Origin of the sequence: Streptomyces endophytica (genome assembly GCF_026153355.1) — a bacterium.
GTDB lineage: Bacteria > Actinomycetota > Actinomycetes > Streptomycetales > Streptomycetaceae > Streptomyces > Streptomyces endophytica.
This window is the reverse complement of record NZ_CP110636.1, coordinates 16,252-34,651: the sequence shown is the minus strand read 5'-3', so window position 1 is coordinate 34,651 and position 18,400 is coordinate 16,252. Positions and strand designations below refer to the sequence as shown.

General features: G+C 72.2%; 10 protein-coding genes and 8 pseudogenes. 11 read left to right on the top strand and 7 right to left on the bottom strand.

Annotated features, from left to right (window positions below):
* Positions 1-36: 36 nt before the first annotated feature.
* From OJ254_RS00175 to OJ254_RS00165, 3 genes and pseudogenes are all read left to right on the top strand, one after another.
* A pseudogene (locus OJ254_RS00175) lies at positions 37-1,169 on the top strand (alkaline phosphatase family protein).
* Positions 1,170-1,321: 152 nt separating this feature from the next.
* A pseudogene (locus tag OJ254_RS00170) lies at positions 1,322-1,951 on the top strand (thymidine kinase).
* A gap of 274 nt (positions 1,952-2,225) precedes the next feature.
* Positions 2,226-2,921 (top strand): SDR family oxidoreductase, encoded by a 696-nt coding sequence (locus OJ254_RS00165; protein ID WP_265360774.1) that lies wholly within the window; start codon positions 2,226-2,228, stop codon positions 2,919-2,921.
* A 381-nt stretch (positions 2,922-3,302) separates the two neighbouring features.
* On the opposite strand, the pseudogene OJ254_RS00160 reads toward OJ254_RS00165, so the two are convergent.
* A pseudogene (locus OJ254_RS00160) lies at positions 3,303-3,536 on the bottom strand (AfsA-related hotdog domain-containing protein); the annotation flags it as partial.
* Between the two features lie 373 nt (positions 3,537-3,909).
* Between OJ254_RS00160 and OJ254_RS00155 the strand changes: the two are divergent.
* Positions 3,910-4,059 (top strand): TetR family transcriptional regulator, encoded by a 150-nt coding sequence (locus OJ254_RS00155; protein WP_265360773.1) that lies wholly within the window; start codon positions 3,910-3,912, stop codon positions 4,057-4,059.
* Between the two features lie 510 nt (positions 4,060-4,569).
* Here the strand turns inward: OJ254_RS00155 and OJ254_RS00150 are convergent.
* Positions 4,570-5,354, bottom strand: a pseudogene (locus OJ254_RS00150) (VOC family protein).
* A 246-nt stretch (positions 5,355-5,600) separates the two neighbouring features.
* On the opposite strand from OJ254_RS00150, the pseudogene OJ254_RS00145 reads away from it, so the two are divergent.
* Positions 5,601-6,432, top strand: a pseudogene (locus OJ254_RS00145) (sulfurtransferase).
* 95 nt (positions 6,433-6,527) lie between these two features.
* Here OJ254_RS00145 and sepH read toward each other — a convergent pair.
* The 4 genes and pseudogenes from sepH to OJ254_RS00125 all read right to left on the bottom strand — a co-directional run bounded on the left by sepH (position 6,528) and on the right by OJ254_RS00125 (position 11,929).
* Positions 6,528-7,585, bottom strand: a pseudogene (sepH, locus tag OJ254_RS00140) (septation protein SepH).
* 404 nt (positions 7,586-7,989) lie between these two features.
* Entirely contained in the window at positions 7,990-8,274 is a 285-nt protein-coding gene (locus tag OJ254_RS00135) for a hypothetical protein (RefSeq protein ID WP_265360772.1), read from the bottom strand.
* A gap of 936 nt (positions 8,275-9,210) precedes the next feature.
* Positions 9,211-10,553 (bottom strand): annotated as a pseudogene (locus tag OJ254_RS00130) (D-arabinono-1,4-lactone oxidase).
* A 179-nt stretch (positions 10,554-10,732) separates the two neighbouring features.
* Positions 10,733-11,929, bottom strand: a complete 1,197-nt coding sequence (locus OJ254_RS00125) for an MFS transporter (protein WP_265360771.1) — start codon at positions 11,927-11,929, stop codon at positions 10,733-10,735.
* A gap of 256 nt (positions 11,930-12,185) precedes the next feature.
* Between OJ254_RS00125 and OJ254_RS00120 the strand changes: the two genes are divergently transcribed.
* The gene (locus tag OJ254_RS00120; protein ID WP_265360770.1) at positions 12,186-13,340 is read left to right on the top strand and encodes a ferrochelatase; all 1,155 of its coding nucleotides are present in this window, start codon (positions 12,186-12,188) and stop codon (positions 13,338-13,340) included.
* Between the two features lie 97 nt (positions 13,341-13,437).
* A pseudogene (locus OJ254_RS00115) lies at positions 13,438-14,252 on the top strand (inositol monophosphatase family protein).
* Between the two features lie 85 nt (positions 14,253-14,337).
* On the opposite strand, the gene OJ254_RS00110 reads toward OJ254_RS00115, so the two are convergent.
* Complete coding sequence (locus tag OJ254_RS00110; protein ID WP_265360769.1) at positions 14,338-14,514, bottom strand: hypothetical protein; 177 nt, start codon at positions 14,512-14,514, stop codon at positions 14,338-14,340.
* A gap of 330 nt (positions 14,515-14,844) precedes the next feature.
* Here OJ254_RS00110 and OJ254_RS00105 point away from each other — a divergent pair, with 330 nt between their 5' ends.
* The 4 genes from OJ254_RS00105 to OJ254_RS00090 all read left to right on the top strand — a co-directional run bounded on the left by OJ254_RS00105 (position 14,845) and on the right by OJ254_RS00090 (position 18,389).
* Positions 14,845-15,498 carry a response regulator transcription factor gene (locus OJ254_RS00105; RefSeq protein WP_006602630.1) on the top strand — a complete coding sequence of 218 codons (654 nt, stop codon included), beginning with the start codon at positions 14,845-14,847 and terminating at the stop codon, positions 15,496-15,498.
* A 6-nt stretch (positions 15,499-15,504) separates the two neighbouring features.
* The gene (locus OJ254_RS00100; protein WP_265360768.1) at positions 15,505-16,767 is read left to right on the top strand and encodes a sensor histidine kinase; all 1,263 of its coding nucleotides are present in this window, start codon (positions 15,505-15,507) and stop codon (positions 16,765-16,767) included.
* 535 nt (positions 16,768-17,302) lie between these two features.
* Positions 17,303-17,605: a DUF4193 domain-containing protein gene (locus OJ254_RS00095; RefSeq protein ID WP_016575747.1), complete on the top strand. Its 303-nt coding sequence runs from the start codon at positions 17,303-17,305 to the stop codon at positions 17,603-17,605.
* Positions 17,606-17,618: 13 nt separating this feature from the next.
* Positions 17,619-18,389, top strand: a complete 771-nt coding sequence (locus OJ254_RS00090) for a hypothetical protein (RefSeq protein ID WP_265360767.1) — start codon at positions 17,619-17,621, stop codon at positions 18,387-18,389.
* Positions 18,390-18,400: the final 11 nt, after the last annotated feature.

The following is an 18,400-nucleotide window of genomic DNA, read 5'->3' as shown; positions in this document are numbered from 1 at the left end:
GCCCCCGCCTGGCCGGAACCCGAACCGCTCGACCCGCTGGGCGCCCCGGTCCCGCAGTACGGCACCGGCTCGCTCGCCGATCTGCTGCCGACCCTCCCGCCGGCCTCGGCATGACCGAGCTCGCCACCGGCATGGACCTCGCGCCCGCCGACGGGCCTGTGTCTTCCTGATCGACGGCCTCGGCTGGGACCTGCTCCGCGCGCACCCGGAGGAGCACCGTTCCTCACCTCCCTCCTGGGGACGTCGTTCAACGGCAGCGGCCGTCCGCTCACCGCCGTTTCCCCTCGACCACCGCGACCCTCGCTCGCCTCGGTGGGCACGGGCCTGCCGCCCGGCGTCCACGGCCTGCCGGGCTACACCTGCCAGGACCCGGCCACCGGTGAGCTGATGAACCAGCTGCGCTGGTACCCGTGGACCGACCCGTACACCTGGCAGCCGTACCCGACGGTCTTCCAGCTCGCGGACGCCGCGGGCATCCACACCTGCCAGGTCTCCGCGCCGGACTTCCAGCACACCCCGCTCACCAAGATCGCGCTCAGCGGCGGCTCCTTCCACGGCCGTTCTCCGGCGAGGAGCGGATGGACCTGGCCGCCGAGCAGCTGGCGCCGCCGACCGCTCGCTGGTCTACACGTACTACTCCGAGGTCGACGGCAAGGGCCACCGCTACGGCGTCAACTCCGACGCCTGGCGCGGGCAGTTGATGTACGTCGACCGGCTGGCCCAGCGACTGGCCGAGCAACTTCCGCCACGCAGCGCGCTCTACATCACCGCCGACCACGGCATGATCGACATCCCGTTCGGCCCGGAGTCCCGGATCGACTTCGACGAGGACTGGGAACTCCGCGCCGGTGTCCGCCTGTTGGCGGCGAGGGCCGGGCCCGGCACGTCTACGCCCATCCGGGCGCGGCCGCCGATGTGCTCGCCGTCTGGCGCGAGGTGGTCGGCGACCAGATGTGGTCGCCAGTCGCGAAGAGGCCATCGCCGCCGGGTGGTTCGGGCCGTACGTCGACGACCGGGTGCGCGACCGGATCGGCGACGTGGTCGCGCCGCGCACGCCGACATGGTGATCATCGCGACCGAACGGGAGCCCCGGGAGTCGGAGATGGTCGGATGCACGGTCGATGACCTCCATGGAGCAGCTGGTGCCGCTCCTGGAAGTCCGCACCTGACCGCAGCCCGCCCGCGACCCCGCCCGTCACCTCCCCCCTGCCCTCCGCCCGTTGGCCCCGCGCGGGCCGTGCCCTCCCCGGGCGGGCGACGACTCCGACCCGAAAGGCCCTCCCCCGACCCATGTCCGAATTGGTTTTTTTTCTCCGGAACGATGGATTGCGGGAAGAGCACCCTGGCGCTGCAGATCGGGCACAACCGCGCCGCGCGGGGCCTGGAAGGGGTCATCTTCACCCGTGACGACCGGCCGGCGAGGGTCGGCTCTCCTCGCGGCTGGGCCTGGTCACCGACGCCGTCGAGGTCGAAGAGGGCATGGACCTGTACGCCTACCTCGTCGCGCACATCTCCCGCGGCGCCGGCGGACTACGTGATCGTGGACGAGGCCCAGTCCTCGCCCCGGCCAGATCGACCAGTTGGCCCGGGTCGTCGACGACCTCGACCTGGACGTCTTCGCGTTCGGCATCACCACCGACTTCCGCACCCGGCTGTTCCCCGGCTCCCAGCGCTGATCGAACTCGCCGACCGCATCGAGGCGTTGCAGGTCGAGGCGCTGTGCTGGTGCGGCGCCCGGGCCACGCACAACGCCCGCACGGTGACGGCGCGATGGTCGTCGAGGGCGCCCAGGTCGTGGTCGGCGACGTCCGCCAGACGACCGCGGAAGTGGTTACGAGGTGCTCTGCCGCCGCCACCACCTGCGCCGGATGACCAGCGCCACGGCCCGTGCGGCGCGCTCTCCCCGGACGTCCTGCCGGTCGCCCCGACGCCCCAGGACGTGACGGGCTGATCCCTCGCCCGGGGCGGCCCCTGCCAGACTCCTCCCATGAACAGCGATCTTCTCTCGGGCAAACTTCTCTCCGGCAAAATCGTCCTGGTCACGGGGGCGAGCAGTGGGATCGGCGCCGCGCGGCGCGGGTGTTCTCCGCCGAGGGGGCGACGGTCGTCCTGGTCGCCCGCCGCGAAGAACGGCTCGCCGAACTGGCGGGCGCCCTGCGGGCCGAGGGCGCCGAGGCCGCGTACGTTGCCGCCGACGTGTCCGTGCCGAGGACGCCGCCCGGGCGGTGGACTTCGCCGTCTCGACGTACGGGCGGCTGGACGCGGCGTTCAACAACGCCGGCATCGGCGCGAACCGCACCCCGCTCCACCTGATGTCCGACGACGTGTACGACGCCATCATGGACACCAATGTGCGCGGCGTCTGGAACTGCCTGCGCCACGAGATAGCCGCGATGCTCCCGCAGGGCGCCGGCACCATCGTCAACAACAGCAGTGTGGCCGGTCTGATCGCGATCCCCCGCCGCCCCCTACATCGCCTCCAAGCACGCGGTGGTGGGGCTCACCCGGGCCGCGGCGGACGAGTACGCCCGCCAGGCATCAGGGTGAACGCGGTGGCGCCCGGCACCACCCGCAGCGAGATCACCACCGACTGGTTCGCCCGCAACCCCGGCCTGGAGGAGATGGCCAACTCCGCGACGCCGCAAGGCCGTACCGCGGCCCCGGAGGAGATCGCGGCGGCCGCGGCATGGCTGCTCAGCGACCGCTGCCCGTTCCTGACCGGACGGTGCTGCCGGTGGACGGCGGACTGGTCAACCAGTGAGCCGTCCCGCCCCGAGCCCTGGCAGGCCGCTCCGCTCAGCCCCGCGCGGAAGACGGTCCGGCCGCCCTGGGTGCCGGTGACGAGGACGGTGAGGCGGCCTGAGGGGGTGCGGGGCAGCAATTGCGCCTCGATCCAGCACGGTTCGTCGAACTCGACATAGCGTGCGTAGGAGCTGATGACCGTCTCCGGGTGAAGCGGGCCGGTGCGGCGGTGGCGTGAGCGGCCTGATAGGCGGCTTCGAGCAGGGCGAGGCCCGGGACATGATCGACGGGATGGTCGAACAGCAGCGTGTTGCCGGTGTCGTTGCGCAGTTGCCAGCGCGCGGGCGGCCGCCGGGGCGAGCATCACCTCGGCCGCACTGGACCGGCCCACCAGCTCCGGGGCGACCGGGGCGGGGAGCGGCCAGGAGCCCCAGCCGACGCCGAGGTGCTCGCCGCGCAGGCGTCGGTACACCGCGGGCGAGGACCAGACGAACTCCGACTCCGCCCTGCGCGACGGTGACGTCGTCCTGATGGATCCGGACGACCATGCCGAGGGCGCTGGCGCAGCGGCCGGTGCGGCGGGTCTGGGTGACGGCGACCTCGATGCCGAGTTCCGTGGGCCCACTGGCCGAAACGCGGAATTTCGGATTCGCCGTGAAACTCAGGTCGTGCAGAATCATGTGGTGAGAAAGTGGGACGCCATATTCCGCGTGAGCGATCGTCAGTCCGCTCTGCCGGAAGGTTTGCGCCAGCACTCTCGGGTCGCATCGCCCGTCGCCGTGGCGGCCGGCCATCGCCCGGTGAGCGAGAATGCGCCGGGGCCGCAACGGTTCCAGCCAGTGATGAATACCCGCCCTGAGTCCTGGAGATGGGCATATTCACGTGGAACTCCGGTGGGCTCGACGGCGCTTGCACCGCTCTGAGCATCGAGAACGCGGAGTGCGGGCCCGGAGACCCTCGGTCGTGGGGCAACGGGCGTATGCGGATGGCGGCTTCGGGCATGGGGGTCCCCTGTATGCGACGCATGTGAAGGAAGTTGCGCGCTGATAAAATACCGGGTCCGCGGTCTTTTTCTGTGCTGCGGTAAAGACTGCGGCAAACACCTGGGTCACGGAGACGCGAGTTGGCGAAACAGGAGCGGGCGATCCGCACACGCAAGGCCTCCTGGTGGCCGCCGCGGAGATCTTCAATGAGTACGGCTACGAAGCCGCCACCATTGCCGCCATCATCGAGCGGGCCAAGCTCACCCGTGGTGCGCTGTACTTCCACTTCACCTCCAAGAGGAGCTCGCCCGCGGTGTCCTCGGCGAGGCGGTGACCACCGAGGGGCTGGTGCCGCAGGCGCTCAAGCTCCAGGAATGGACATCTCACTGCTGCTGCTCACCGCCTGCCCGGGAGCCCCTGTTGAGTGCTTCGATCCGGCTGTCCGTCGACTCCAAGGCGCGCAGCCTCTTCGGCACCCGCTGGCCCGACTGGATCATGCTGGGCGCGAACTGCTCATCGACCGGGGAGGGGGGAACTGCTGCCGCACGTCGATCCGACCGACACGGCCGGCTGTTCGTCGGCGCCTGGACCGGCGTGCAGCTCGTCGCGGAGGCCATGCCGCACGGTCCCGACCTCTCCACCGAGTCTCCCGGCTCCTGGAGCTCTTCCTGCCCAACGTCGCCGTTCCCGGGTGCTGGCGAGGCTGGACACCTCACCGTTCCGCGCCGAGCGGCTCTTCGAGGCGGGGAAGGCCACGGCGGTCTCCTGAGCCGGGCGGACGCCTGGGCGAGACGCAGGGGTGGCGCAATTAAAAAGACCGCACGGTACTTTTTGGTCTGCCCGCTCAGCGCTGCTGGACGATCGTAAAGACCGCGCCCTCGCTGTCGGCGACCGTTGCCGCGCGGCCGTGGCGGACTCGTGGGCCGGCTCCAGTACGTGGCCGCCCAGTTCGGTGACGCGGCGGGCCGCGGCGTCCGTGTCGGGGACCGCGAAGTACGTCATCCAATGGGGGCCGCGGTCGCGGAGCGGCGCGTTGCCCACGCGTGGATGCCGGCCACCGGACGGCCCTTGAGGCGCAGGGTCAGATAGTCGGCGCCCGAGCCGGTGCCGTCGGCGGGAGCCGGCTCGGCCTCGAAGCCGAAGACGTGCTCGTAGAACGGGCTGACGGTGCCGGTCTCCTGGGTGACCAGCTCGTTCCACACCGGGGTGCCGGGCTCGCCGGTGACCGCGGTGCCCATCATCGTCCGGCCCTGCCAGATCCCGAAGATCGCCCCCTGCGGGTCGGAGGCGATCGCCATCCGGCCCGCGTCATGGTCCGCGTCCAGCGGGCCGACGCCCACCGTCCCGCCGCAGCAACGGACCTGCTCGGCGGTCACATCGGCGTCGTCGGTGGCGAGGTAGGTGGTCCAGGCGACCGGCAGATGACGGTCGGGCGCCAGCTCGCCGACCCCGGCGACCTCCCGGCCGTCGAGGAAGGCCCGCGCGTACGGACCGAAGTGCTGCGGCCCCGGCGGAACTCCCAGCCGAACAGCGCGCCGTAGAACTCCTGCGTCGCGTAAGACTGTGGGCCAGGAGGCTCACCCAGCAGGGCGCGCCGGGCATCCGCCGAGTCGCTGCCTCGGTCGTCATCGTCACTCTCCTCGGAGCATCGGGGGCTGACCATGGGGGTACGGGCGCGGGTCCCGAGCAGATGCTCGCACCCTGTGTCCTGGTGTGCGCCCCGGCCGCGCCGTCCACGGCGCGTTCGCAAAGGAGAATGCCCGTTTTGATGTTTCGAGTCCGTTTCGGAGCCGTTACTGCAGAGCGTAACTCCGTCATACGGAGGGTGCGCACCCGCCTTCTGTACGTAGTCGCCGCTACGCAAGGATGAGTCCCATGAATGTCATCATCACCGCTACCGAACTCGCGAGCGAGCTGGCGCAGTCCGCTCCTCCGGTGGTCCTGGACGTCCGCTACCAGCTCGGGGGTCCGCCCGGCCGCCCCGAGTACGAGGCCGGCCATGTGCCCGGCGCGGTCTACGTCGACCTCGACGCCGAGCTGGCTGCGCCGCCCGGCCCGGCCGGCCGGCACCCGCTCCCCGATCTCGGCGTCTTCGCCAAGGCGATGCAGGCCGCCGGGTCCGCGCGGACCGCCCGGTGGTCGTCTACGACGGCGGACAGGGCTGGGCGGCCGCCCGCGCCTGGTGGCTGCTGCGCTGGAGCGGCCACCAGGACGTACGGGTACTGGACGGCGGGCTGGCCGCCTGGCGGGCCGCGGCGGCGAGCTGAGCACCGCCCAACCGGCTCCGAACCGGGCGACTTCACGCCGGTGCCGGGCGCGCTGCCGCTGCTGACCGCGGACGAGGCGGCCGCCCTGGCCCGCCGCGGCGTCCTGCTGGACGCCCGGGCCGGCGAGCGCTACCGGGGCGAGGTGGAGCCGCTCGACCGGGTCGCCGGCCACATCCCCGGTGCGGTGTCCGCGCCGACGACCGAGAACGTCGCCGAGGGCGGCACGGTCTTCCGGGACCGCGCCGAGCTGGCCGAGCGGTTCGCGGCGCTGGGCGCCACCCCGGACGCGGAGGTCGGCGTCTACTGCGGCTCCGGGTCTCCGCGGCCCACACAGTGCTGGCGCTGGCGCACGCGGGTATCCCCGCGGCTCTGTACGGTTCCTGGAGCGAATGGTCCGCCGACCCGCCCGGCCGGTCGCCACCGGCCCGCAGCCCGGCTGAGCCCCGCCACGGGCCGTACCCGGCCCCGTACGCGGCCGTCCGCCCGGCCCCTGAGCGGGACCGGGCGGACGGACGGGGTCACAAGGCGGCGGCCGCTACTCCGGCTTCTTCCGCCGGGTGCCGAAGACGATCTCGTCCCAGCTGGGCACCGCGGCCCGGCGGCCGGGCCGGACGCCGTCCGCCTCGGCCTGCCGGTCCGTCGTCCCGGTCAGCCGGTCGCGGTGGCCGGCCACCGCCCGCGGCATCAGCACATCGGCGTACGCGGAACCCGCGCCCGCGCTCGCCGCCGGGGCCGGCGGCTCCTCGACCTCGGCCTCGGACTCCTCGTCGGCCTGCGGCGCCTTGGCGCTCTCCGGTACGACCATGTCGCCGCGGAAGCTCGGCACCGCCTCCAGCAGGCTGGTCAGCGAATCCCGCTCCCGCTCGCCGGTGGCCTCCTCCGCGCCCCGGGCGTCGTCCTCGGTGCCGGCCTGCGCACCGCGCTCACCGCGCTCGGGGTGCCGGTCCAGCGTGCGGTCCAGCGGTCGGTCGCGCGGCAGCCGGGCGATCCGCGGCACGAACGGGAAGCTGGGCTCGGGCGTGTCGTCGGCTTCGCCGATCAGTGCCCGGGCCTCGTCGTCCACGGCCTGGACGAGCCGGCGCGCGGGTCGTAGGTCCAGCTCGCCGAGTGCGGTTCGGCGGCGACCCGGTAGACCAGCAGCACCTCCCAGGTGCCGTCGTCCCGGCGCCAGGAGTCCCACTGGACGCTGTCCTTGTCGGCGCCGCGCAGCAGCAGCCGCTCCGCGACCGCCTCGCCGAGCTGCGGGCCGGTGTTCTCACCGGGCCGGCGCACCGGCGTCTTGCGGGCCCGCTCGGCCATGAAGGCGCGCTCGGCCAGCACCGGGCCCTCGAAGCGGCGCACCCGGTCGACGGGGATGCCGGCCAGCTGCGCGACCTCTTCGGCGGAGGCACCGGCTCTTATCCGGGCCTGGATGTCCCGCGGCCGCAGGTGGCTCTCGACCTCGATCTCGATCTGGCCCAGCCGCGCGCGGTCGTTGCGGACGGCGGCGCGCAGCCGCTCGTCGATCGGAAGCGTGTACTCGGTGCTGTCCGCAGCTTTGAGCACCAGCCGTGTGCCGTCGTTGGAGACGGCCACGACACGCAGTTCGGGCATGGGGACCTCCCGGGTGGTGCCTGCCGACGTCACGTGCGTCGCTGCTTCCGCTAGTCGAGTGTGGCCTGCCCGGGTGCAGCCTGCCACAACATTGCCGAGTTGCCCGGCGTGTCGAGGCTTGGCCCTCGAACGCCGTTATGACACGGTTACCAGTTCGCAACGCTCAGTGACCATGCCGCTTGCCCTGTCGCCGATCACCCGTGCCGAGCGGCGGCGCCCCGGGGTGAGTGCCGCCATCTGGCCCCTCCCATGGGTTCCGGGCAGCCGGACGGGAACCGGGCCAGGGTTCGTCACAGTACTCCATTCGGACCACCGAGGTGGACCGCCGCGCCGCCGAACTTTGGGGGAACAGCGGTGGTCGGTCACCTTGTCGATCTCTCGACCTGACGCACGGGTGGCGAGTTTCACATATTCCCCAGATTCGGAACCTTTGACTCCGCCAATTGGTCACTTCTCCGTGCAAGATGGATCGAAGGGGCTATCAAAGGTTGGAGATGGACGAAGAAACCGAAACAGGCACGAAGAAGAAGGAGAAGCGGATAGACCTGAGCGTCGCTCAGGTGTCCGGCAGTGCACTCGCCGCGGCCGTCGCCGCGTATCTCGCCGGTCAACTCGGTGTGTACGGAACCATCATCGGCGCGGGTCTGGTCAGTGTCGTGGCCACGACCGGCGGGTCGATATTCCAGCACCTCTTCCGGCGTACCGGCGAGCAGATCAAGGAAGCTTCGGTCAGCACCCGGCCGAGGCCGCGCCGCTCCTCCTCCCGCACTCGATCCACCACCCGGCAGACAGGGCGGCCCGACCCCACGATGGTGCTGCCCACCTTCGACAAGCAGGGCACGGAGGACCACATCACCTCCGTCGCCGCCGAGCCCGCCGGGCCCGACGCGGCCCGTACGCAGGTGATCCCCCGGGCCGTGCAGGCCCTCCGGCGCGATCCCGCGAACGCCCACCCCCTGGACCGGACCCAAATGGTGCCGCGCCTCGACGAGCGCGCCATGGCACCGGTGGGGCCGCCCGCCCGCCCGGATGCCGTCCCGCGCCCGGCCGGGTCGCGCGTCGGCCGGCCCGAGGAGGTCAGCGCCACCACGTACGGCACGCGGCTGCGCGGCTGGAAGCGGCCGGCGCTCGGCGCGCTCGCGGTGTTCGCCCTCGCCATGGGCGGGGTGACCGCCACCGAGATGCTGACCGGGCAGACCCCGAGCGGCCAGCAGGGCACCACGCTCGGCAACCTCACCGAGACCGGGAGCACCGGCCGGCACCAGCCCGTCACCCCGCAGTCGCCCGGCCCGGGCCACACCCCGGGGACGGCGGCCGGCACGGCAACGGCGGTGCGACCCCGGACCCGGGCAGGTCCGGCGACACCGACAACGGCCGGGGCACCGACCACGGCACCCCGTCGCCGAGCCCCAGCCCGTCCGACGGCGGCAAGACCTCGCCGGACCCGGAGGACTCGCCGTCCACGAACCCGTCCCCGAGCGGTTCGGCGGACAGCGGCGGCACCGGCAGCGACGACGCGACCGGCGGGCACCAGGGGGGTCAGCAGAGCGGGCCGGAGCCCGAGGCCGAGGCGCCCGCACCGGGAGCCTCCTGAACCGGCCGCGCCCCGCGTCGGGTGCTCCGGGTCAGTCCCCGAGCACCCGGCGCAGGTACGCGTTGCCGAACCGGCGGTCCGGGTCCAGCCGGTCCCGGACGGCGGTGAACTCGCCGAACCGCGGATAGGCGTCGGCGAGGTACGCCGCGTCGCGGGTGTGCAGCTTGCCCCAGTGCGGGCGGCCCTCGTGCGCGGTCATGATCCGCTCGGCGGCCGCGAAGTACGCCTCGTGGGGCGTGCCGCGGTACATGTGCACGGCGACGTAGACGGTGTCCCGGCCGGAGGCGGTGGACAGCGGGAGGTCGTCGGCCGGCGCGGTGCGCACCTCCACCGGGAAGCTGATCTTGAACTCCGAGCGCTCCACCAGCGCCTTCAGCTCGCCCAGCGCCGCGACCGCGGCCGCCCGGGGCAGTGCGTACTCCATCTCCACGAACCGCACCCGGCGCGGTGAGGTGAACACCTTGTAGGGATGTCGGTGTACGTACGGGCCGACAGGGCGCGGCTGGAGATCCTGGCGATGCCCGGTATGGCGGCCGGCAGCGCGCGCCCGACGGCGCAGGCGACCTGGAAGACGCCGTTGGACAGCAGCTCGTCCTCGACCCAGCCGCTGATCCGGCCGGGCGGGGCCGCGGGACCCTGGCTGCGGTTGTTGCGCTTGGTGTTGCAGTTGCCGGTGTGCGGGAACCAGTAGAACTCGAAGTGCTCGTTCTCGGCGACCAGTTCGTCGAACCGTCCGGTCACCTCGTCGAACGGCATCGGCTCCTCACGGGCGGTCAGCAGGAACTCCGGCTCCACGGCGAAGGTGAGCTCGGTGATCACGCCGAGCGCGCCCAGGCCCAGCCGGGCCGCGGCGAAGACGTCGGGGTTCTCCTTGGCGGAACAGGTCAGCACCGAGCCGTCGGCGGTGACCAGCTCCAGGCCGGTGATCTGGGCGGCCAGCGACGCCGAGTCCCGGCCGGTGCCGTGGGTGCCGGTGCTGACCGCCCCGGAGACGGTCTGTTCCATGATGTCGCCCATGTTGGTCAGCGACAGCCCGTGCGCGGACAGCGTCTCGTTGAGGCGCTTGAGGGGCGTTCCGGCGGCCACCGTGACCGTGCCGGCCGCGCGGTCCACCGCGCGCACGCCGGTCAGCCGCTCGGGACGGACCAGCAGCCCGTCGGTGGCGGCCGCCGGGGTGAAGGAGTGGCCCGTACCGGCCGCCTTGACCGTCAGCCCGTCCGCGGCGGCGGCGCGGACCGCGGCCGCCAGCTCCTCGGTGCTCGCCGGGGCCACCGTCCGGGCGGGGCGGGCGGTGACGTTGCCCGCCCAGTTGCGCCACGGGGCGGCGGTGGAGCCGCGCCCTCCCGAGCCGTCGACGGCGTTGCTGACTGCCATGGTGACGTCCCCTCCCTCACGCGGGCCGGCCGGTCGGCCGCCGTTGGTGTGAGCGCATGATGTCAGTCACCCCGGGGTCCTCCACAGGGGGTGAGCGGAATTACGCGATCAAGGAATCGGCCGTAATCACCCGGCTCCGGGACATCTCGTACCGCCGGTAACCCCCGGGGTCGCGCGACTCACGCGACGGGCTGCCCACCCTGCCGTTCCGCGGCCGCGGTGCCGCCCTCCGGCAGACCCGCCGCGACCGGGGCTGCCGTGGCCGCCGGCTGCCGCGGACGGAGCCGGCGGTAACCCGCGAACGCCACCAGCGCGGCCAGTACGCCCGACGCGCCCGGCACCAGATAGCCGCGCTCCGCACCGGCGGCGTCCACCACCCAGCCGGCCGCCGACGAACCCAGCGCCACCCCCACGGCCAGACCGGTGCTGGTCCACGTCATGCCCTCGGTCAGCTTCGACTGCGGGACGTGCTCCTCGACCAGAGCCATCGTCGTCACCATCGTCGGCGCGATGGACAGCCCCGCCACGAACAGCGCGACCGCCAGCAGCGGCAGCGAACCCACCAGCTGCAGCGGCACCATGCTCACCGCCATCGCGCACACCCCGATCACCCAGCGGCGCGACGGATGGCCCTTGAGGTGCAGCAGCCCGAAGACGGCACCGGCCACACACGAACCGAGCGCATACACGGCCAGCACCAGACTGGCCGCCGTCTTGTGCCCGTCCTGCTCCGCGAAGGCCACCGTCACCACGTCGATCGCCCCGAAGATCGCGCCGGTCGCCACGAACGTCCCCACCAGCACCTGCAGCCCCGGCGAACGCAGCGCCGAGCCGCTGGCCTGCTGCCCCCGCGGATGCGGCACCGGCTCCGTCGCCCGCTGCGCCGTCAGCCAGAACACCCCCGCCGCCAGGAAGCCGCCCGCGAGCAGCGGTCCGGCCTCCGGGAACCACGCGGTGGACAGCCCGATCGACAGGATCGGCCCGACGATGAAGCACATCTCGTCGACGATCGACTCCCACGAGTACGCGGTGTGCAGCTCCCGCGGGGAACCCCGGTACAGCTCCGCCCAGCGCGCCCGGACCATCGACCCGACGCTCGGCACGCACCCCGCACACGCCGCGAAGACGAACAGCACCCAGTCCGGCCAGCGCTGCTGGGCACTGAGCAGCAGACCCGCGACCGCGGCGAGCGACACCAGCGTCGCCGGGCGCAGCACCCGGCGCTGGCCGTGCCGGTCCACCAGCCGGGAGATCTGCGGACCGAGCACCGCCGCGGACAGCGCGAGGGTCGCCGACAGCGCGCCCGCCAGGCCGTACCGCCCGGTCAGCTGGGAGACCATCGTGACGACACCGATGCTCAGCATCGACAGCGGCATCCGGCCCAGCAGCCCGGCGGCGGAGAAGGACTTGGTGCCGGGGCGGCCGAAGATGGCGCGGTAGGACTGGGCAACGGGGGCGCTCCGCCGGATGAGGACCGAAGATCGGTAAGGAATGTATGTGGCCGATACAGCTTACGGGCGGTGCGGAGCCCGACGCCTCCGGTTTTTCGGACCGATCCCGCCGCGCTCGCCGGCCGTCCGCGTACCGGGACCTGCCCGCCGCACCCCGGGCGAGGGTGGCAGGATCGATGCCATGCCCGAACAGCGTGATCCCCGCCCCTACGACGCCCTGCTGCTGCTCTCCTTCGGCGGCCCCGAAGGCCCCGACGACGTCGTCCCGTTCCTGGAGAACGTCACCCGCGGCCGCGGCATCCCCCGCGAGCGCCTCAAGGAGGTGGGGCAGCACTACTTCCTGTTCGGCGGCGTCAGCCCGATCAACGCCCAGAACCGCGAGCTGCTCGACGCACTGCGCAAGGACTTCGCCGAGAACGGCCTGGAACTGCCGGTCTACTGGGGCAACCGCAACTGGGCGCCCTACCTGACCGACACCCTGCGCCAGATGGTGGGCGACGGCCACCGCCGCATCGCCGTCCTGGCGACCAGCGCCTACGCCTCGTACTCGGGCTGCCGCCAGTACCGCGAGAACCTCGCCGACGCGCTCGCCGCCCTCCAGGCCGAGGGGCTGCCGGTCCCGCAGGTCGACAAGCTGCGGCACTACTTCAACCACCCCGGCTTCGTCCGGCCGATGGTCGACGGGGTGCTGGCGTCCCTCGCCGCGCTGCCGGACGACGTCCGCGACGGCGCCCACCTCGCGTTCACCACGCACTCCATCCCCACCGCCGCCGCCGACACCTCCGGCACTCCGGACGACCACACCGAGGACGGTGCGGGCGGCGCCTACGTGGCCCAGCACCTCGACGTGGCACGGGTGATCGCCGACGCGGTCCGCGCGGAGACCGGCGTGGACCACCCCTGGCAGCTCGTCTACCAGTCCCGCAGCGGCGCCCCGCACATCCCCTGGCTGGAGCCCGACATCTGCGACCACCTGGAGGAGCGGCACGCCGCCGGCGTCCCGGCCGTGGTCATGGCCCCCATCGGCTTCGTCTCGGACCACATGGAGGTCAAGTACGACCTCGACACCGAGGCCACCGCCAAGGCCGCCGAACTGGGACTGCCCGTCGCCCGGTCCGCGACCGTGGGCGCCGACCCCCGGTTCGCCGCCGCCGTCCGCGAGCTCCTCCTGGAGCGCGCCGCCACCGAACGCGGCCGCACGCCCGAGCGCTGCGCCCTCGGTGCCCTCGGCCCCTCCCACGACCTGTGCCCGGTCGGCTGCTGCCCGGCCCGCGCCCCGCGCCCGGCCGCGGCCGGCGCCGACTGGCCGGGCCCGGTCGCCCAGGCCCCCGCGTAAACCCGAACACCGCGGCGGCGTACGCCCGGCGGTCCGCCCCGATTGCCGTACGCCGCCCGCCGCCGCCCGACCGCCGCTCGTCCGAGCAAGGAGCACCGTGCCCGACCCGACGCAGACCGACGCGCTGTACGACGACCTTCTGGAGCTGGCCCTGGAGGCCGCCCGCCGCGCCGGGGCGCTGCTGCGCGACGGCCGGCCCGCCGATCTCGGTGTGGCCGCCACGAAGACCAGCCCGATCGACGTCGTCACCGAGATGGACCTCGCCTCCGAGAAGCTGATCACCGGCTTCCTCGGGGAGCACCGCCCCGACGACGGCTTCCTGGGGAGGAGGGCGCCAGTACCGAGGGGACCAGCGGCATCCGCTGGGTCATCGACCCCGTCGACGGCACCGTCAACTACCTCTACGACCTGCCCTCCTGGGCGGTGTCCATCGCCGCCGAGAAGGACGGCGAGGTGGTCGTCGGGGTCGTCGCCGCCCCGATGCGCGGCGAGACCTGTCACGCCGTCCTGGGCCGGGGCGCGTACAACAACGGCGAGCCGATCCGGCACCGGCCCGCGCCGCAGCTCTCCCAGGCGCTGCTCGGCACCGGCTTCGGCTACCTGGCCGACCGCCGCGCCGCCCAGGCCGAGGTGGTGCGCACCCTGTTGCCGCAGGTCCGCGACATCCGGCGGGGCGGATCGGCCGCCATCGACCTGTGCGATGTGGCCTGCGGCCGGCTGGACGCCTACTACGAGCGCGGGCTGAACCCCTGGGACCTGGCGGCCGGTGTGCTGATCGCCCGTGAGGCCGGGGCCCGCACCGGTGGCCGCCCCGGACAGCCGGCCTCCCACGAGCTGACCCTCGCCGCCTCGCCGGAGCTCTTCGCGCAGCTCCAGCCGCTGCTGGACGAGCTCGGCGCCTGGCACGACTGACCCGCGCCGCGCCACCGCCCGGGCACGACCGCGCCCCGGCACCCTGTCCCGGGTGCCGGGGCGCGATCCCCGTACGCCGTCGCGGTCAGGCGGTGCTGACCGCTCCATAACGCACACCGTGCTCGTTCGCCAGCCGCTGGAGGTCCTCGAGCTCGGCCTGCTCGACCTCGACGAGGAAGTCATCGCCCGCGCGGCGGGCCCGGTCCAGATCGGCTTCGGTGTTCTCTATGCGCTGCAAAATGCCTGCGGTGAACGCGTCCATGTGCGCCCCCTCGTCGTGGGTCGGTGGCACGGGGGTGTGCCGACGGTGGGTCGATCACGGCGTGGTCCCTGCGGAATGGATCAGTTCATGGCACGTGGATCGCCAGAGTAAAAACAGGGCGTGATCGCGGGTGTGCAGTCGTCCTCCCCACCCGCAACCTCAGGGAAACCTCAACCCGCCCAGGAATCCTGCCGATCGGGCGCAGCGGCCCCGGGCCCCAGCCCCCGCCCTCCCGCCTTACTGCCGGTTTATGGCTCTTCGGGGCAGGATGGAAGGGCTCAGAGTGATTGTTGTGCCCGCCCGAAAGGGCCATGAGGAAGGACTAGCGACGTGCGTGTTCTCGTCGTCGAGGACGAGCAGCTGCTCGCCGATGCGGTGGCCACCGGACTACGCCGGGAGGCCATGGCCGTCGACGTGGTCTACGACGGCGCCGCCGCCCTCGAACGGATCGCGGTCAACGACTACGACGTCGTCGTGCTCGACCGTGACCTCCCGGTCGTCCACGGCGACGACGTCTGCCGCAAGATCGTCGAGCTGGGGATGCCCACCCGCGTCCTGATGCTCACCGCCTCCGGGGACGTCAGCGACCGCGTCGAGGGCCTGGAGATCGGCGCGGACGACTACCTCCCCAAGCCGTTCGCCTTCACCGAGCTGACCGCCCGGGTGCGCGCCCTGGGCCGCCGTACGACCGTCGCGCTGCCGCCCGTCCTGGAGCGGGCCGGGATCAAGCTCGACCCGAACCGCCGCGAGGTCTTCCGCGACGGCAAGGAGGTCCAGCTCGCCCCGAAGGAGTTCGCGGTGCTGGAGGTGCTGATGCGCAGCGAGGGCACCGTGGTCTCGGCCGAGCAGCTCCTGGAGAAGGCCTGGGACGAGAACACCGACCCGTTCACCAACGTCGTGCGGGTCACGGTCATGACGCTGCGCCGCAAGCTCGGCGAGCCCGCGGTGATCGTCACCGTCCCCGGCTCGGGATACCGGATCTGACCGGCGATGCCTTCCCTGCCCTCGTTCTCCAAGCCGGCCGCCCCACCGCAGCCCATCCCGCCCAAACCCGCCTGGGACCCCCGCCCGCCGGTCAACGTCCGGCCCTTCCCGTGGCTCCGGCCGACGATCCGGATACGGCTGACGCTGCTGTACGGCGGGATGTTCCTGATGGCCGGCATCGTGCTGCTGACCATCATCTACATGCTCGCCGCGGACGCCCTGCACAGCGGCAGCGCGCTGCCGCTGAAGATCCTCGGCGGCAAGTTCGAGTCCACCAGCGACATCTGTGACCTGCCCACCCAGACCTCCGGACCGCTGCTCCAGCAGGCCGTCGAGCAGTGCCTCCAGCAGCAGCGCGCACTGGCGCTCAACAGCCTGCTGAACCGTTCGTTGCTGGCGTTGCTGGGGTTGACGGTGGTGGCGTTCGCGTTCGGTTATGCGATGGCGGGGCGGGTGCTGTCGCCGTTGGGGCGGATCACGCGGACCGCGCAGCGGGTGGCGGGGTCGGATCTGCACCGGCGGATCGAGTTGGGGGGTCCGGACGACGAGCTCAAGGAGCTGGCGGACACCTTCGACGAGATGCTGGACCGGCTGGACCGTGCGTTCGAGTCGCAGCGGCGGTTCGTGGCCAATGCCTCGCACGAGCTGCGGACGCCGTTGGCGATCAACCGGACACTGCTGGAGGTGCAGCTGGCCGATCCGGACGCCTCGCCGGAGCTGGCGCAGCTGGGCAAGACGCTGCTGGCCACCAATGAGCGCAGTGAGCAGTTGGTGGAGGGGTTGTTGCTGCTGGCGCGCAGTGAGAACAAGGTCGTGGACAAGAAGCCGGTGGATCTGTCGGAGGTCGCCGCGCAGGCCGTGGACCAGATCCGTGAGGAGGCGCAGGCCAAGGGTGTGGTGCTGCGGGGGGTGCGGCAGCAGGTCTTCGTGCAGGGCAATGGTGTGCTGCTGGAGCGGATCGCGCTGAATCTGGTGCAGAACGCGGTGCGCTACAACGTGCCCGAGGGGTGGGTGGAGGTGAGTACGGAGCCGCAGCCGGGGTGTGCGGTGCTGGTGGTCACCAACACCGGGCCGGTGGTCCCCGCCTATGAGGTGGAGAATCTCTTCGAGCCGTTCCGCCGGCTGCGCACCGAGCGCACCGGCAGCGACAAGGGCGTCGGCCTGGGCCTGTCCATCGTCCGCTCGGTCGTCCGCGCGCACGACGGCACCATCACGGCGGAACCCCGCGAGGGCGGCGGTCTCGTGATGCGGGTGGTGCTGCCGCTGTGAGGCCCTCGAAAAGGCGGCTGTGCGGCCGCTGGAGCCGTCCGCCACCGCCCTGACCAGCAGCAGGGCCCCGGTGGGTAGGATCGCCCGTCTCGCGGCCGTACACCGCGGAGGTCCGCCGGCGGGGCCGGTTTGACGAAAAGGGGGGCGGGGAGCGATCCTTCGCCACGTTCGCTTTGCGCGGAATTGGACCGGTCCACCCATCGGTCATCGCGTGTGTGATCGCTCACAGACGCGAATTTCCAGCCATCTACGCTCCGTGATCAAAAGCCCTGGTGGAATGCCGGGGAAGTCCGGGTTTCCCGGGCCCCGAATCACGGGAAGTACAGGTGATGGGCTGCGCGAGGTGCGACATTCGGACCGTGTACGGTCCTGATCGCCATCCAAACCGATCACCTCTTCAGGGGTGCGGTTGGGTGTCGATTGAGTAACAGACCTTGATGTGAGGCAAAATCTCCGCCTCAGGTCGGGCACAAGTCCGGCCTCTCACGCGTTACGAGCGCTGAGACACCGCAGACACCCAGAGGGGAGAGCGAAAATGGCTACGGATTACGACACTCCACGCAAGACCGATGACGACCTCAACGAGGACAGCATCGAGGAGCTGAAGTCGCGGCGGAACGACAAGTCCGCCTCGGCCGTCGACGTCGACGAGTTCGAGCAGGCCGAGGGCCTGGAGCTCCCCGGCGCCGACCTGTCCAACGAAGAGCTCGCGGTGCGCGTGCTGCCCAAGCAGCAGGACGAGTTCACCTGCATGAGCTGCTTCCTGGTGCACCACCGCAGCCAGCTCGCCGCGGAGGACAAGAACGGCAACCCGATCTGCCGCGACTGCGCGGCCTGAGCCGGTCTACGCCGTGGCTGGCGTGAACCCGTTCCGCAAGCGTCCCGAGGGCGGCCAAGGTCCGGCGGCCGGCGCACGATCACGCGACGAAACCGCGCCCGTGCCCGCCGACCCGACCGCCCCGGTATGGCGCGGCCGGGCACGGGCGACGATCGCCGCCATCGCCGACCGGATCATCGAGCTCGCCCCGCGGATCCAGGTCCGCGACCTCGCCACCCTGCGCGCCCAGTTCCCCGGACTGACCCCCGAGGAACTCGCCGACAAGCTCGTCGCGGGCGCCTGTGCGGGGACCGCCACCGTCGGAGCGGGCGTGGGCGCGGCAGCCATGCTGCCCGTGCCGCCCGCCATGCCGGCCGAGCTGGCCACCGAGATCACCGGCGTCGCCGTGATCGAGCTCAAGCTCATCGCCGAGCTGCACGAGGTCTACGGCCTGCGGCCGGCCGGGAACCTCCGCCAGCGCGGGATGGCCTGCCTGACGTCGTGGACGGAGGAGCGGGGCATCGACATCGCGAGACCGGCCTCGCTGAACGCCGCGCTCGGCGGGCAGATGAAGCGCGAGCTGCGCCAGCAGATCATGAAGCGCACGCTGCGCAACCTCCCCAGCCTCACCCCGTTCATGGTGGGCGCCGCCGTCGGCGGGTTCATGAACCGCCGCGACACCAGAAAAGTTGCGGAAAAAATCCGTAAGGACCTGCGGGCCAGGCAGGTGCCCTGGGACGCGCTGCCCGACGCCCTCCCGGCGTCCCCGCCGCCCGGACCGGCCCCGCTCCCGCCCGGCGACTGAGGCGGACCGCT

Coding starts and splice junctions, on each gene's coding strand:
- OJ254_RS00125 (WP_265360771.1), bottom strand. CDS start 11,929: ATGCCGCTGTCGATGCTGAGCATCGGTGTCGTCACGATGGTCTCCCAG.
- OJ254_RS00120 (WP_265360770.1), top strand. CDS start 12,186: ATGCCCGAACAGCGTGATCCCCGCCCCTACGACGCCCTGCTGCTGCTC.
- OJ254_RS00110 (WP_265360769.1), bottom strand. CDS start 14,514: ATGGACGCGTTCACCGCAGGCATTTTGCAGCGCATAGAGAACACCGAA.
- OJ254_RS00100 (WP_265360768.1), top strand. CDS start 15,505: ATGCCTTCCCTGCCCTCGTTCTCCAAGCCGGCCGCCCCACCGCAGCCC.
- OJ254_RS00095 (WP_016575747.1), top strand. CDS start 17,303: ATGGCTACGGATTACGACACTCCACGCAAGACCGATGACGACCTCAAC.